Annotated in this window: 16 protein-coding genes and 1 other annotated feature; all 16 genes read right to left on the bottom strand. The window is 39.6% G+C overall.

What is annotated here, in order from left to right:
* Nucleotides 1–112: 112 nt before the first annotated feature.
* Nucleotides 113–1069 carry a replication initiator protein A gene (locus tag CS931_RS10890; protein ID WP_099205837.1) on the bottom strand — a complete coding sequence of 319 codons (957 nt, stop codon included), beginning with the start codon at nt 1067–1069 and terminating at the stop codon, nt 113–115.
* A 386-nt stretch (nt 1070–1455) separates the two neighbouring features.
* Nucleotides 1456–3126 carry an ammonium transporter gene (locus CS931_RS10885; protein WP_099205835.1) on the bottom strand — a complete coding sequence of 557 codons (1671 nt, stop codon included), beginning with the start codon at nt 3124–3126 and terminating at the stop codon, nt 1456–1458.
* Between the two features lie 164 nt (nt 3127–3290).
* Nucleotides 3291–3692, bottom strand: a complete 402-nt coding sequence (gene atpC / locus CS931_RS10880; protein ID WP_099205833.1) for an ATP synthase F1 subunit epsilon — start codon at nt 3690–3692, stop codon at nt 3291–3293.
* 18 nt (nt 3693–3710) lie between these two features.
* Entirely contained in the window at nt 3711–5099 is a 1389-nt protein-coding gene (gene atpD / locus CS931_RS10875; RefSeq protein WP_099205831.1) for a F0F1 ATP synthase subunit beta, read from the bottom strand.
* A gap of 3 nt (nt 5100–5102) precedes the next feature.
* Nucleotides 5103–5954 (bottom strand): ATP synthase F1 subunit gamma, encoded by an 852-nt coding sequence (gene atpG, locus CS931_RS10870; protein ID WP_099205829.1) that lies wholly within the window; start codon nt 5952–5954, stop codon nt 5103–5105.
* A gap of 15 nt (nt 5955–5969) precedes the next feature.
* Nucleotides 5970–7487 carry a F0F1 ATP synthase subunit alpha gene (atpA, locus tag CS931_RS10865; protein ID WP_099205827.1) on the bottom strand — a complete coding sequence of 506 codons (1518 nt, stop codon included), beginning with the start codon at nt 7485–7487 and terminating at the stop codon, nt 5970–5972.
* Nucleotides 7488–7582: 95 nt separating this feature from the next.
* On the bottom strand, nt 7583–8107 hold the full coding sequence (gene atpH, locus CS931_RS10860) for an ATP synthase F1 subunit delta (protein ID WP_159459817.1): 525 nt from the start codon (nt 8105–8107) through the stop codon (nt 7583–7585).
* Complete coding sequence (gene atpF / locus CS931_RS10855) at nt 8104–8613, bottom strand: F0F1 ATP synthase subunit B (RefSeq protein ID WP_099205823.1); 510 nt, start codon at nt 8611–8613, stop codon at nt 8104–8106. Before atpF ends, atpH begins: the two co-directional genes overlap by 4 nt.
* Nucleotides 8614–8646: 33 nt before the next feature.
* A complete protein-coding gene (atpE, locus tag CS931_RS10850; RefSeq protein WP_099205822.1) occupies nt 8647–8910 on the bottom strand; it encodes an ATP synthase F0 subunit C in 264 nt (87 codons plus the stop codon).
* A 37-nt stretch (nt 8911–8947) separates the two neighbouring features.
* The gene (locus CS931_RS10845; protein ID WP_099205820.1) at nt 8948–9700 is read right to left on the bottom strand and encodes a F0F1 ATP synthase subunit A; all 753 of its coding nucleotides are present in this window, start codon (nt 9698–9700) and stop codon (nt 8948–8950) included.
* Nucleotides 9690–10109 (bottom strand): ATP synthase subunit I, encoded by a 420-nt coding sequence (locus tag CS931_RS10840; protein WP_099205818.1) that lies wholly within the window; start codon nt 10107–10109, stop codon nt 9690–9692. The genes CS931_RS10845 and CS931_RS10840 overlap by 11 nt, the downstream gene beginning before the upstream one ends.
* Nucleotides 10110–10167: 58 nt before the next feature.
* Complete coding sequence (locus tag CS931_RS10835) at nt 10168–10425, bottom strand: AtpZ/AtpI family protein (protein WP_099205816.1); 258 nt, start codon at nt 10423–10425, stop codon at nt 10168–10170.
* Nucleotides 10426–10438: 13 nt separating this feature from the next.
* Nucleotides 10439–11083 carry a potassium channel family protein gene (locus CS931_RS10830; protein ID WP_159459816.1) on the bottom strand — a complete coding sequence of 215 codons (645 nt, stop codon included), beginning with the start codon at nt 11081–11083 and terminating at the stop codon, nt 10439–10441.
* Nucleotides 11084–11105: 22 nt separating this feature from the next.
* The gene (locus tag CS931_RS10825; RefSeq protein WP_099205812.1) at nt 11106–12506 is read right to left on the bottom strand and encodes a TrkH family potassium uptake protein; all 1401 of its coding nucleotides are present in this window, start codon (nt 12504–12506) and stop codon (nt 11106–11108) included.
* 65 nt (nt 12507–12571) lie between these two features.
* Nucleotides 12572–13708, bottom strand: a complete 1137-nt coding sequence (locus tag CS931_RS10820) for a sodium ion-translocating decarboxylase subunit beta (RefSeq protein ID WP_099205810.1) — start codon at nt 13706–13708, stop codon at nt 12572–12574.
* 54 nt (nt 13709–13762) lie between these two features.
* A complete protein-coding gene (locus CS931_RS13155) occupies nt 13763–13921 on the bottom strand; it encodes an OadG family protein (RefSeq protein ID WP_503167624.1) in 159 nt (52 codons plus the stop codon).
* Between the two features lie 58 nt (nt 13922–13979).
* Nucleotides 13980–14040, bottom strand: a sequence feature (sodium ion sensor (DUF1646 type); this cis-regulatory element may regulate processes involved in with the transportation of sodium ions).
* Nucleotides 14041–14776: the final 736 nt, after the last annotated feature.

Raw genomic sequence — 14776 nt, 5'->3', positions numbered from 1 at the left:
AAAAATTTACACGTAAAGTAAGTATATCTAATAAACATACTATAATTAACATATCTCGACATAATATGCTACAGTATCAAGGTGAAAAAGGCGCACTGCTCCCCAGACAAAATTAAGCTAAAACGGGCGCAAACATATTTACTGGCCGGTTTATATCATAATTATCGTCAACAGGGTCAAAAAAAGAACTACGCTCCAATTCTTCCAAATTGTAGCTTCGCTCTGTTATCGTGACTTCCTCTGTCCAACGTTCATCCTGCAGCCATTTCAAGGGATTGGCCCTATATCTCCCCCTTTCTTTTTGCCACTCGTCGCATTTAGAGTGTTTTTTCATGCCCTCAATGATTTCATCAGCAAATTTACAATTCGCCACATTCAACGTCCACCACTCTCTGCATTCGGTTTTGTTTCTTTTCTTGGGAGTTGCTTTCCAGAACTCCTTGAAAGCTTTGTCAATTTCAGTTTTGTCTGAAGAAGTATGTGTATCTCTGTATGTATATTTAAAGTCTTTATATATACATTCTGCTTTTGAGAAGTCTAGAATTCCCATTTTGGGAAGTCTGGACTTTTGCTTTTCAGAATTCTTAAGTTCTGACTTCCTGAATTCAGAATTAGAGGCAAAAAGTCTAGGTTTCTTCATTGGCTTATTTGACAAAGTATCAGGGGTTAAATTACATTCTTCCTGATCAGGTGATGAGGAATCTTGTGCAGCTGCAGTGGCAAAGTTTTTGACGTAGATAATGGTAGGCAGACCTTGGCCACGGCGGCACTTCTCTATTAACCCGACTGATACTAACTCATCAAGTGCTTTTACAGCCTTACTGTTACCACAGCAAAGCGTTTCTTTTATCTCTTCAATTGTAAAGATAATGTACGAGCGATTCTGTTTATCAATCCAGTTATTCTTCTGTGAGAGTGCATTACGGCTCAAGAGGATACTATATAAGATTTTGGCAGTGTCTGATACAGAACGATAGGCAGGGTTGGTAAATAAAACTTTTGGTATGGAAAAGAAACTATATTGCTCGGCACTGTTGCCATAAAAGTAGTCTAGGTTTAAGTTTGTCATTTTTTAATTCTCCTTTATTCTAAAAATAGGCAAAAGAAAAGACCTGAGTGAAACCTCAGGTCTTAGTGTTAATACTATTTGAATGTTTTTATGAGTTGGCCATATGCCAAACACAATACCAACCTGCTAAATGCAGACATCAAAATCAGCAACATATTTTCTTAGATCTACTAAATTAGGATGTAATGTATTTTTTCACTTGTAATCATCATTTATCGAAACATTGATTTTATAACAAATAAAATTTTTAAATAATTCACAATATATATTAAACAATTGCTTTGCAACTATCTTTTATGATTTAAATAGATAAATTAATTAGAAAAAGGCATATGAGAATACCTCACATGCCTTTTTTAATATAGCATATCTATTTTATGTAAATATTATGTTTCATCTTGTAAGGCTTCATATCCTTCTTCACCTGTACGAATTTTTATGACATTCTCCACATCATAAATGAAGATTTTCCCATCACCAACATTCCCTGTGTATAAGGCTTCTTTAACTGTTTTTACCAGTAGTGCAATAGGAACTTTACAAACAACAATCTCAACTTTTACTTTTGGCAATAAAGTGGTTTCAATAGGATTTCCACGATAGTATTCGGTGGAACCCTTTTGCATTCCATATCCCAAAACTTGCGTAACGGTAATACCAGTAATTCCAATTTGATCTAATGCTGTTCTCAAAGCTTCAAATTTGCTCTGTCTTGTGAGAATAACCGCTTTTGTAATTTTTGCCTCTGGGCTGGAAATGTCTACTACTGGAACAGCTACAGAATCGGAGACAGGCAGAGCAGCCGGTGCTGGAGAAGTAGAGCTGGATACAAATGCAGTAGGCATAAAATCTGCATAACTGCTAGTGATACCATGTTCCTCAATATCCAATCCTGCAATTTCTTCTGATTCGTCTACGCGTAAACCAACCGTACGCTTGATGACTTGGAAAACAATGGTCATTGTAATTGCTACCCAAGCAATTACTGCCACAACGCCTAATACCTGAACACCAAGCATTGCAAAACCGCCACCATAGAAAAGACCGCCGTCAACAGCAAATAAGCCAGTTAAAATTGTGCCTGTTGCGCCGCATAGTCCATGTACGCCAATTGCACCAACTGGATCATCGATTTTTAAAACTTTGTCAATAAATTCGATTCCAAATACCACCACAAAAGCAGCAATAATACCGATAATAGCAGAACCAAGTGGAGTAACAACATCGCAACCTGCTGTAACAGCAACCAAACCTGCCAATGATCCGTTTAAGGTCATCGATACATCTGGCTTTTTATAGCGAATCCAAGTGATAATCATGGTAGTGACGGTAGCACATGCAGCAGATAAGTTTGTCGTAACAAAAATACTGCTGGCAGCGACAATAGAATCGTCACCTGTCATAGAAACAGTAGAACCGCCATTGAAACCGAACCAACAGAACCAAAGTATAAATACGCCTAATGCACCAAGTGGCAAGCTATGTCCTGGAATAGCACGGGCTTTACCACTTTTAGAATATTTACCAATACGCGGCCCAAGAATTTTAGCGCCGACCAATGCGGCAACACCGCCTACCATATGTACTGCTGTAGAACCGGCAAAATCGTGAAATCCTAGCTGACTCAGCCAACCGCCGCCCCAAATCCAGTGACCAGAAATAGGGTAAATTACCGCACTGATAACCAAGCTGTAAATACAGTAAGAAATAAACTTGGTTCTTTCTGCCATAGCGCCAGATACAATCGTGGCAGCAGTAGCTGCAAAAACAGTTTGGAAAATCACGAATGCAGCAGTAGGAATAGTACTGCTATAGTCCCCTCGAATCATGGGATCAAATCCCCCAATGAATGGCCCTGTACCCGCAAACATCAACCCAAACCCAATCAACCAAAATGCAGGTGTACCGATTGCAAAATCCATTAGATTTTTCATAATAATATTACCAGCATTTTTAGCTCTTGTAAAACCCGTTTCAACCATTGCAAAACCAGCTTGCATGAAAAAGACCAAGGCAGCCGCAACGAGTACCCACATAGTGTCTACAGATGAAAACATAAAACCCCTCCTTGAAAATAGCAAAGGCGCTGAAAACTTTATTAATAAAGTTTTCAGCGCCTTTGCTGATATTTATGTCCAAAATATTAACAGATTCAATTTCATTTGTCAAGTAAAATTTTGATTTTTTCTAAAATTTAAGTATTACGGTCTGTATTTACAGTCTAAAATCTTTGTGAAACGCCTAATCTGATGACAGCACGCCGATATCGAGCCTGTGAAATCTGTTTTTCTGCTTGGTCACTATCAGAATTGATGATTTCTTCTGCCAAAATTTTTGCTTTTTCGGCACGCTCAATATCAATTTCATCAGACCATTCAAAAGTCGTTGCAACTACTCTCACTTTTCCGTCGATGACAGCAACTAGGCCACCCATACAAGCCGCATAACGTGTAGATTCTTCTGTATCTAAGCGGCAGACTCCCATACCCAATGCCGTCACAAAATCAATATGACGTGCCAAAATTCCCACATCGCCCTCAATCGTGCGCACACTTATTTTTGCGGCGTCACCATCATATATCAACCCATCTGGTGTAACAATTTGAAGAGGAAATGTAACCATAGTAAGCCCTCCTTATTCCTACGCTTTTTTAAGCACCTCGTCTATACTACCCGCAAACAAGAATGCGCTTTCAGGTACATCATCATATTTCCCATCCAGTATCTCTTGGAATCCTCTCAGCGTTTCTGCAATAGGCACATAGCGGCCTTGCATGCCCGTAAAGGCTTCTGCAACTGAGAAAGGCTGCGATAAAAAGCGCTGAACACGTCTGGCTCTCAGTACAGTTTTTTTATCTTCTTCCGATAGCTCATCCATACCCATAATCGCAATAATATCCTGTAAATCTTTATATCTTTGCAGCGTATTCTGCACCGCCGTTGCAACACGGTAATGCTCTTCTCCCACTAAAGAGGGTGTAAGAAGACGACTGGAAGAAGCAAGCGGATCTACCGCCGGATAAATACCGATAGAAGAAATACTTCTGCTCAAAACTGTTGTAGCATCCAAATGTGTGAATGTTGTGGCAGGTGCAGGGTCAGTCAAGTCATCTGCCGGAACATATACAGCTTGTATACTAGTGATAGAGCCATTTTTAGTAGAGGTAATACGTTCCTGCAAAGCTCCCATTTCAGTGGACAAGGTAGGCTGATAGCCAACAGCAGAAGGCATGCGCCCTAATAGTGCTGAAACCTCACTGCCTGCTTGCGAAAAGCGGAATATATTATCAATGAATAATAAAACATCCTGATGCTGCTCATCACGAAAATGTTCAGCCATGGTAAGCCCTGAAAGCGGAACTCTCATACGAGCACCCGGCGGCTCATTCATTTGTCCATAAACCAAGGCGGTTTTCTTTAAAACACCGCTTTCTTTCATTTCATTGTATAAGTCATTTCCCTCACGAGAACGCTCGCCTACTCCGGTGAAAACAGAAATGCCACCATGTTCTTTGGCAATGTTACTGATAAGCTCCAGAATGAGGACGGTTTTTCCTACTCCCGCACCGCCAAACAATCCAATCTTTCCGCCCTTGGCATAAGGACAAATCAAGTCAATAACCTTGATTCCCGTTTCAAGAATATTTCCTGTTGTTTCTTGTTCTTCGTATGACGGTGGAGCTTTGTGAATAGAACGTCTTGGCGCTGTTTGAGGCGCCGGAATATTATCAAGCGGTTCTCCCAGCAAGTTGAAAACACGACCCAGTGTTTCATCGCCTACAGGTACTGTAATCGGAGCCCCTGTATCTATAACCTCCATACCACGAGCAAGACCGTCCGTTGAGCTCATAGCAATACAGCGAACTTCATTGTTCCCTATTTGCTGTTCCACTTCAACGACGATTTCCCTGTTATCATGTCTGACAACTAAAGCATTCAATAAATTAGGCAATTGACCTGCCGGAAATTTTGCTTCCAACACAGGCCCGTTAATTTGAGTAATTCGTCCAACTATCTTTTTTTCTTCCATAAATTATTCTCCCGAACCTGCAATGATTTCTGTAATTTCCTGCGTAATGGAACCTTGACGTGCCCGATTATATTGCAAAACCAAAGTATCTAGCATTTCTTCGGCATTTTTACTGGCAGAATCCATGGCGGTGTGACGTGCTGCTTGCTCTGCGGCTAGCGACTCACATAATGCGCCATATAAAAGCCCTGCCATATATTCAGGCACAATCGCATCAAACACGGCTTCTCCGCTGGGCTCATACAGAATTGAATGAGAAGTTTCTTTTTTTGCCACATCTGAATTTGCCATTAAAGGAAGAACCTGAATATCAGCCGGCGTTTGCTCCAGCATAGACACAAAATTGGTATAGACCAAAACAATTTTATGAAACTCATTTCGCAAAAACAAATCGCACAAGGTTCTGCTGATTTCAAAACAGCGGCCCACCGTTAAATCGGCAGCCACAGCATATTCTCGGCTAATTATCTCAGCATTTTTTCTTTCAAAAAAATCCAAACACTTTTTGCCAATTGGCAATACCATGTAATCGCTTTTAGCAGAAATTTCTTCCGCTTTTTTAAAAAGATTACCATTATATCCGCCCGCCAGTCCTCTGTCACCGCCCAAAACAATCAAGCAAACTGTTTCAGCTGTATTCTCTTTAACATAAGGACTGCCAAAATCAGTATTAGAGTCCGCAATAGCATGAAGTGTATCATACATAATTTGAAAGTACGGGCGGCTACGTTCTACACGCTCTTTTGCCCTCGCAATTTTTGAAGAGGCAACAAGTCCCATCGCCTTTGTTATCTTTCGGGTTCCCTCAATGCTGTGCATACGGGTTTTAATCTCAAGACCTTTGCCATCTGCCATATACGATAACTTCCCTTACTGCTTATTCTTTAAAAACAAACTGACTGCTTCTTGGGTTATGGCCATTAAGGCAGTTTCATCTTCACTACCCAATTTTTGTGTTTGTTTTATTCGATTCAAAAGATCAATCTTCTCGTTATCTAAGTAGTGATAGAAAAATTTCTCAAAGTCATGAATTTCTTCCACTGGAATTTCCGCCAAAAAGTCACCCGTGACCGCATAGAAAAAACAAACCTGTTTTTCTACTGCAACAGGAGATGCTTCAGCTTGTATCAGCGCTTTTACAATACGCTCTCCCTGTGCCAAACGCTTTCTAGTATCCTTATCCAAATCACTGCCGAACTGGGCAAAAGCAGCCAGTTCACGATATTGGCTATACAGCAGTTTTAGTTTGCCTGCCACCTTGCGCATCGCTGCAATTTGTGCGTTTCCACCTACACGGCTGACAGAAATACCCGGTTCAACTGCCGGCAAAATACCTTGGTGAAAGAGGTCTGTTTCCAAGAATATTTGTCCATCAGTAATTGAGATAACATTTGTTGGAATATATGCTGAAACATCGCCCGCTTGTGTTTCGATAATTGGCAGCGCACTCATTGAGCCGCCTCCTAGATTATCAGAAAGACTTGCCGCTCTTTCCAGCAAACGGCTGTGCAGATAAAACGTATCACCGGGATAGGCTTCTCTGCCCGGTGGTCTGCGAATCAACAAGGAAAGGGTACGATAAGCTACGGCATGTTTAGACAAATCATCATAGATAATTAAAACATCTTTTCCGTTCTCCATGAAATATTCACCCATACTGCAACCTGAATAAGGAGCGATATATTGCAAGGGTGCCGAATCAGAGGCGGTTGCCGCCACAATAATGGTATAATCCATGGCTCCTGCTTTAGCAAGTTTCTCTGCTACTTGTGCCACAGTGCTTTGCTTTTGACCGATTGCTACATAAATGCAAATAACATTTTCTTTGCGCTGATTAATAATGGTGTCTACGGCTATTGCTGTTTTGCCAGTTTGTCTGTCACCAATAATCAATTCTCTCTGTCCACGGCCGATTGGAATCATGCTGTCAATGGCTTTAATTCCTGTCTGCAAAGGAATAGAAACGCTTTTACGCTCAATAATACCGGGTGCTTGACGTTCAATACTCCAGTATTCTTTGGCTTCAATTGGGCCTTTGCCGTCTATAGGTGCTCCCAAGGCGTCTACCGTTCTTCCCAAAAGGCCTTCGCCCACGGGAACAGACACAACTTTCCCCGTGCGCTTAACAGTGTCTCCCTCTTTAACCAACTCTTCGCCGCCCAAAAGAACAGCAGCAACAGAATCTTTGTCTAAATTAATAGCCATGCCATAGTGACCAGAAGGGAACAAAAGCAATTCATTAGATACACAGTTGTCTAAACCATAAACACGCACGATACCGTCGCCTACCGTCAGAACCGTACCTATTTCATCCATTTTTATTTTATTTTCATAGTTTTCGATTTGCGCTTTTAAAATGCGCGTAATTTCTTCCGGGTGTAATTTCATTGATAAAACCTTTCCTTTATCGGAATTTGTGCCAATGCTTCCTTAAAAAGTACAGATAGGCCTAAACCCTAAAATGGCAAGACTTTTGACATTTCTCATTCTATCAGCATTTGTTGTATATCTTGAAGCTTTCTTTGCAGACTACCGTCATACTGAAAACCCTCCATTTGAATTCTCAAACCGCCTATACAAGATGCATCTACTCGATTTTTGAGCAAGATTTCTTTATGCGTAGCTTCTTTCAACAACTGTTCCAATTGAGAGAACATCTTGTCCGAAAGAGGAATAGCCGAAACCGCCAAAACGGAGATAATGCCATGTCTTTGGTGATATGCCTCAACATATCCGTCGAGGATTTCAGTGAAAAGGTTAGCTTCATTTCTTTCACATGCTGTCAAAATCGTTTTTGTGAGCAAAGCGGGCGCCCCATTCAGTAATTCTAAAATCAGCCTTTTTCGCTCTTCTATCAAAACCGCAGGTGACGAAATAATCTGTATATAAGATGGAAATTCTGATAACGCATTTTGCAAAACGACTACAGCATCATAAACTTCACTCTCGCAGTCATACTCAGATGAAAGCTCTAGCAAGGAGAGCGCATAGGCAGCAGAGGCATTCATACAGCATCCTCCCTGAAATGTTCCATACATTCTTCAATCAAGCGTTCATGGTCTTCTTGCTTAATCTCTTTTTTCGCAATTTTTCCTGCAATGCTAACCGCCATAACTGACACATCATCTTTCAATTGAGCCACTGCTTTCTTTTCTGTTTGCTCAATATCAGCCTGTGCTTTTTTGATTAAGTATTCAGCCTGTTGGTTAGCTTGACCTACAATTTCATTTTCTTTGAGTCTAGCGTTTTTCAAGGCTGACTCTACCACTTCTGCTGCTTCTTTATGCGCCTCTGCCAACCGGGCTTCATACTGGCTTTTTGCAGCTTCAGAATCAGCCTTAGCGCGGTCGGCCTCGGCATATACCCTATCTACTTCTTGCTGTCTTTGTTCAAAAATAGCTTGTACCCGCTTAAACAAGAAGTGTCGAACCAGCTTATACAAAATAAAAGCATTTAAAACCATAATAATGGCTTCCCATGGTACAAATGATATAAATTCTAAGGTTTCAGGCATTTACCCTACCTCCGTTTCGATTAGCAGAATCTTTTAACCCAAATTGCCGATGAACATTCCCGGTGCTACAAAGATGAGCAGCAAAGCAATGACAAGACCGTAGATACCGGTTGACTCTGCAATCGCACAACCTAAAAGCATGGTACTGGTAACATCTTTCTTTGCCTCTGGCTGACGTCCGATTGCCTCACACGCTTTACCAACGGCGTAACCTTCACCAATACCAGGTCCAACACCTGCAATCATTGAAATTCCTGCCCCTATTGCACATGCAGCATAAATAATAGCTTGTTCCATTTTATTTTTCTCCTTTTAAATTCGAATTTATATTTTATTAATCTGTTTGACCTGCCGCTGAAATATAATTCATGGTCAGCATACAGAATATAAACGCCTGCATAATACTTGAGAATAAGTCAAAATAAATTGATAAGATAGCGGGTATGCCAATCTGCGCTATCGGTATTGTCGTCAGAATCTGTCCCAAAGCACCCGGAAGCCAACCAAATAAGGCATTGTTCAGCATCAGCAGTGCTCCATAAAGCAAAGCACTCACTACTTGTCCCGAAGCTATATTTCCAAAATGCCTGAATGCCATTGAAACCGGTGTTGATACTTCACTGATTATATTGAGTGGTGTTAAAAGCGCCACCGGCTCAGTTAGTCCTTTAAGATAGCCGGAAAGTTTATTGGTGCGAATATTGGTGTAAGTAATCATGACATAAACCATGATGGACCAACCAAGAGTCGTAGACAATGCTGCCGTCGGCGGATAAAGCCCGAACAGTCCCAACAAACTACTGCAAGCAGAGAAAGCAAATAAGGCGGCAATAAAAGGAGGAAAACTGCTTTTCGCATATCGTTCTCCCATATTATCCAAGACCCATTTATTTACCGTGTTCACCAAAAACTCCGCTAAGTGCTGCTTTTTGGTGTTGGCTCGCACCTTCATTCCTTTGGTCATCCAAATACATGCTGCCACGAGCAAAGCCATCACAATCCATGCATTCACAAGAGTTTCTGTAATGGGAATATTTAAGTAAGGAATTGTAAAGAAAATTTTAGCCCCTGTGATTTCAACTTTCATAATCATCATCCTCCTTACTTATGGATTTCTTACTATTATGTGATTCCCAAATTTGCATGAGGTGAATGGAAATGCGAGGAAATATATAAGGAATCAAGAAAGAAATCGGATTTACTTTTAGAAGCGCAATCGCCACTGCCGCTCCTACAAGCATCATCACATTACGTAGCGTATAAGAAATGCCGGCAATTGCTTTGCCATTCCCGTCAGAATCTGCTACCTTATGCAAAGTAACCGTCATCAGATAAAAATTCAGGCTGGCTAAACTGCTCCCGATGATTGCTCCCCATAAAACAGGTAACGAAAATTCGCCGACAATCAGAAAGACAATTATCATAACAGTAGAAAGCGAGAATGTCCCCACTGTAATAAACAAGATATTTCTTTTAATTTCTTTACTAAATTTCATTGTTTCTCCTCAATTGTCTTAAAAATACCAAACATAATTTTTCTTTATGACGACTGCTTTAGAAGTGCCTATTACTTTGAGGTGGCAAGTTGTCGTCATTATCTTTGTCACTTGTATATTTTTTATAAAACTTATAAAAGGTTAATCCCATAGATGCAATCCCTAAAACGATGCCTGCCATAATAACCCAGTAGCCAGTGCCAAAACGGTTTTTTATCCAGACGGCAACAAATACACATAACAAAATGGGGCTAATCAGCAATACACTAAACTGTGTAATCAGGGTCAACAACTCTCCAAAGTTTTTGTTTTTCATACTATCACTTATTTTAAATCGACTTCAAGACAATAAGATGATCCCTATCGAGCAGCCTTGTTTTGGCATCTAAAACAGCGATAATCTCTTCGTCACGAATGATGGCCATAATGTTGATGCCTTCTCTTTGGCGCAGCTTTAGCTGTTCTAATGTTTTTCCTACCCACTCAGCGAGAGGTCGCATCTCAATGATGTCATATTTATCAGAACGATGGATTGATTCCATCAAATCATTTGTAATCAAATTATAAGCCATCTGCTCGCCCATCTCTTTTTCAGGCAGAATAACCCTATCCACTCCTATAGACTCTAATATCTGCTTTTGCCGAACACCGTTTGCTTTGGCAATAATATATTTTACTTTAAGTTCTTTCAAAATGGTTGCGGTTATTGCTGCACTCTCAAAATCTGAGCTAAAAGCAATAATGACAACATCGAAATTACTTAGTCCCATTTTTTGCAAAGCCAGTTTATCTGTCACATCAGCCTGAACAATATGGGTGGCATATTCGGTTGCATCATGAACAGCTGCTTCATTGCGGTCGCAACAAAGCACATTATAACCGTTATCATATAAAGTCGCCGCTATCCCTTTGCCAAACTTGCTAAGACCCAAAACAGCAAATTGTGTATCTTTTTGAACCAAAATTCTTTTCATATGCATTAGAAACTCCTTATTGTCATCCAATCATAACATTTTCATAGGGATAGAGAATTTTCTCGTTCACCTGATTTGTACGTTTTACTAAAGATAATATAATTGCCAACGGACCAATTCTTCCGACAAACATACAAAGCATAATAATCGCTTTGCCTATTACAGATAGATGCGGTGTAATACCTGTTGTAAGCCCCACTGTTCCAAGAGCTGATGCCACTTCAAATAACAAGTCAACAGAAGTATAAGGGAACACAGAGGATTGTTCTGCAAGAGAAAGCAATAGCGTTCCTCCTATCCAAAGAGAAAGCATAATAATGACAATTGACAAAGCTTTGCGTAAAATTGTTTCCGGTATTGACCTCTTAAAAGCAGTAATTCTTTGATACCCCTTCAAGGTACTGCTCACACTGCAAAAAAGAATCGCTATTGTAACCGTTTTTATTCCACCTGCTGTACCACCCGGTGAACCACCAATCAGCATTAAAATACTGGAAACCAACTTAGAAGCTTCAGATAATCCCGCTTGAGGGATAGATGCAAATCCCGCTGTTCTAAGTGTGACAGATTGAAATAAAGCTGCCATCCATTTGTCACTTGCATCTAACTTACCCAACGTTTCGGGATTATTCGACTCACTCATCCAAAAATACAATGTCCCCACAAGAATCAATACCACCGTTGTGATGATGGCAAATTTAGAGTGCAGGCTCAACGGAAACTTCTTTTTCACGGCAGGTCTTACCTTATAACGAATCTTGCCTACGATATCCCGCCAAACTGAAAAGCCAATTCCTCCAAAAACAATAAGTGACATAATCACGATATTAATAAAAGGTGAGCCTACATATCCCTCTAAACTAACATCACCAATAATATCAAACCCAGCATTACAAAAAGCAGAGACGGCATGAAAAATGCCGTAAAATAATGCATCATACCAAATATAATTCTTAGATAAAAAAAACGCTGCTAATAAAACAGCAGCAACTCCTTCAATGATAAAGGTGCCACGAATAACCATGATTACCATGCGAACCATTCCACCCATATCATCTATGTTGAAACCTGCTTGTATGGTTAACCTATCTTTTAAACCTACTTTTTTCCCAATGTGAATCAGAAAATAAGTAAAAACAGTGCCTAAACTCAAACCACCAATTTGAATCAAGCATAAGATTACTACCTTACCGAAAAGACTCCATGTCGTGGCGGTCACCAAAGTCACAAGACCGGTCACACACACTGCCGATGTCGCTGTAAAAGCAGCATCAATCGGAGAAACTCTTATTCCCGGTTGATGTGATACAGGAAGCATTAGCAGAATTGAACCAATGGCAATGACACCAAAAAAACTGGCAATAACCACTTGTGCCGGTGACATTTTTTTTTGCACTCTTTTAAACAGTTCATGTAAATTCATTTTATGACACCCAAAATTTATTATTCTCTTGTATCTTTTATTAAGAAAAGTCAAGCTTCTAAATATTAGCCAAAAAGAGCAAGCAAGACACCTGCAGAAACCGCAGAACCAATAACTCCCGCAACATTCGGTCCCATGGCGTGCATTAACAAGAAATTGCTTGGGTTTGCTTTCTGTCCTTCGATTTGAGAAACTCGAGCAGCCATTGGAACAGCAGACACGCCAGCAGAGCCAATTAAAGGATTGATTTTTCCTTTGGTAATCACACACATCAATTTACCAAGAAGCAATCCACCAATTGTACTGAACATGAAGGCAAACAGTCCCAATGCAATAATTTTAATGGTGTCCAACTTCAAAAAGGTTTCAGCGTTGGCTGTAGCGCCTACAGTGACACCAAGGAAAATGGTAACGATGTTAATCAAAGCATTTTGCGCTGTGCTTGACAAACGTTCTACCACGCCTGATTCTTTAAATAAATTACCAAGCATCAACATACCAATAAGCGGAGCTGTGGAAGGCAGCAACAAAACACAAAAAATTGTGACGATAATTGGAAAACAGATTTTCTCTAGCTTTGAAACCGTCCGAGTTTGCTCCATTTTGATTTCCCGGTCTTTTTTGCTGGTCATCAATCTCATAAGAGGAGGCTGAATCATCGGGATAAGTGCCATATAAGAGTATGCCGCCACCGCAATGGCAGGCAAAAGGGCAGGAGCCAACTTAGAAGTTAAGAAAATAGCTGTAGGGCCATCTGCGCCACCGATGATGCCGATACTGGCTGCTTCTTGTGGTGTAAACCCAAGTGCCGTAGCAAGTGTAAACGCAATGGCAATACCAAACTGAGCTCCTGCACCGATAAAAAGACTGGCGGGTCTAGCAATCAATGGACCAAAATCTGTCATAGCACCAATGCCAAGGAAAATCAGTGAAGGATAAATTCCTTTTTTCACACCTTGATATAAATAATATAGCAATCCGCCTGCTTCAGATGACGAAGCCGGTGCATCCATAAGACCGGTAAAGGGTAAATTCACAAGTAAAATGCCAAATGCAATTGGCAATAATAACATTGGTTCAAACTTTTTGACAATTGCCAAATATACTAATATGCAAGCAATCAATATCATAACCAAATGTTGCCATGTTAAACTAACAAAACCAGAACTGACCCATATCTTTTGAATAGCCTCAATAAACATATTGTTCTCCTTCTTTCTCATTCCCAAGACCTTTTTTATGTTCAGAAACAGTTTTTATTGTCTCTTAGGTGTTTGCGTATTATTTTTTGACTTTAATTCGATTGAGCGAAGGAATAAAGAAAAAAGATGAATTAAAAGGAACAAACCGCATAAAACCGCATAGACGACTGCCATCATAAAAACAGAAATATTTAAGCTCTCTAAAATGCCCATGATATTGCCACCTTTCTATAAAATAATGACAAAAAGGGTGAAAAACTCCCTTTTTGGGAGCTCTCCACCCTGAAGCTCAAAAACTTGAAAACAAACAGATAAAAGCAGTTTGTCCAACCGGAATCATGCTAAATATTAATTGGTAATATTTCAATATATTATATCATTTAAGGTCTAAAAGTCAATATAAGTGATGAACTTTTAGAAATATATCAACCGCAATTTTGCTTACAAAACAAATATTCTTCTTTATTCCTGACTAGGACAACACAATAAAATCCGTTGTAAAATAAAGTAAAGAAAATGAAAATAAATCCATAAATCGTTAATCATTCAAAAGTTTTAGAAGTAAAATTTAGGCAAGTAATCAAACAAATCGTGCCTAGTGGGCTTGGCATATGCGTTCTTCATCAATTATTGGTTCAAAAAGAACTTGATAATAACGAATTGGTGAAACTAAACTATCTGACAAACTATAGACTTGCTTCGCAACCGATATATCATAAAGATAAATGGTAAATTTTTTATCAAAAACTTAAGATTAATTATAACTCTAATATTTATTGTTGTATAATACCTGCTGCAATTTTCCTATGATCATAATAGATATAAAGTTGATTTCTTTTTGGAATAATTTGTCTTCAGGAACATCATCGAAAATAAAGTTTATTCTACAAGCACATCAAGAATAATCTGTCCACTACAAATCACTAAGCATGACGCACAGTGCTGTACTGATAGAATTTCAACTCTTATCCATGAATCAAGCTAAAAACATCTTCTTCAATAGCCATATATCCACCACTAAATTGATTCTTTTCTAAATTATATGCATGATGTTTCATTTGTAATTCC

The organism is Scatolibacter rhodanostii (assembly GCF_900197595.1).
Lineage (GTDB): Bacteria > Bacillota > Clostridia > Oscillospirales > Acutalibacteraceae > Scatolibacter > Scatolibacter rhodanostii.
Note: the sequence above shows the minus strand (reverse complement) of the source record. Positions and strands in the feature narration are given on the sequence as shown.

Coding starts and splice junctions, on each gene's coding strand:
- CS931_RS10890 (WP_099205837.1), bottom strand. CDS start 1,069: ATGACAAACTTAAACCTAGACTACTTTTATGGCAACAGTGCCGAGCAA.
- CS931_RS10885 (WP_099205835.1), bottom strand. CDS start 3,126: ATGTTTTCATCTGTAGACACTATGTGGGTACTCGTTGCGGCTGCCTTG.
- atpC (WP_099205833.1), bottom strand. CDS start 3,692: ATGGTTACATTTCCTCTTCAAATTGTTACACCAGATGGGTTGATATAT.
- atpD (WP_099205831.1), bottom strand. CDS start 5,099: ATGGAAGAAAAAAAGATAGTTGGACGAATTACTCAAATTAACGGGCCT.
- atpG (WP_099205829.1), bottom strand. CDS start 5,954: ATGGCAGATGGCAAAGGTCTTGAGATTAAAACCCGTATGCACAGCATT.
- atpA (WP_099205827.1), bottom strand. CDS start 7,487: ATGAAATTACACCCGGAAGAAATTACGCGCATTTTAAAAGCGCAAATC.
- atpH (WP_159459817.1), bottom strand. CDS start 8,107: ATGAATGCCTCTGCTGCCTATGCGCTCTCCTTGCTAGAGCTTTCATCT.
- atpF (WP_099205823.1), bottom strand. CDS start 8,613: ATGCCTGAAACCTTAGAATTTATATCATTTGTACCATGGGAAGCCATT.
- atpE (WP_099205822.1), bottom strand. CDS start 8,910: ATGGAACAAGCTATTATTTATGCTGCATGTGCAATAGGGGCAGGAATT.
- CS931_RS10845 (WP_099205820.1), bottom strand. CDS start 9,700: ATGAAAGTTGAAATCACAGGGGCTAAAATTTTCTTTACAATTCCTTAC.
- CS931_RS10840 (WP_099205818.1), bottom strand. CDS start 10,109: ATGAAATTTAGTAAAGAAATTAAAAGAAATATCTTGTTTATTACAGTG.
- CS931_RS10835 (WP_099205816.1), bottom strand. CDS start 10,425: ATGAAAAACAAAAACTTTGGAGAGTTGTTGACCCTGATTACACAGTTT.
- CS931_RS10830 (WP_159459816.1), bottom strand. CDS start 11,083: ATGAAAAGAATTTTGGTTCAAAAAGATACACAATTTGCTGTTTTGGGT.
- CS931_RS10825 (WP_099205812.1), bottom strand. CDS start 12,506: ATGAATTTACATGAACTGTTTAAAAGAGTGCAAAAAAAAATGTCACCG.
- CS931_RS10820 (WP_099205810.1), bottom strand. CDS start 13,708: ATGTTTATTGAGGCTATTCAAAAGATATGGGTCAGTTCTGGTTTTGTT.
- CS931_RS13155 (WP_503167624.1), bottom strand. CDS start 13,921: ATGGGCATTTTAGAGAGCTTAAATATTTCTGTTTTTATGATGGCAGTC.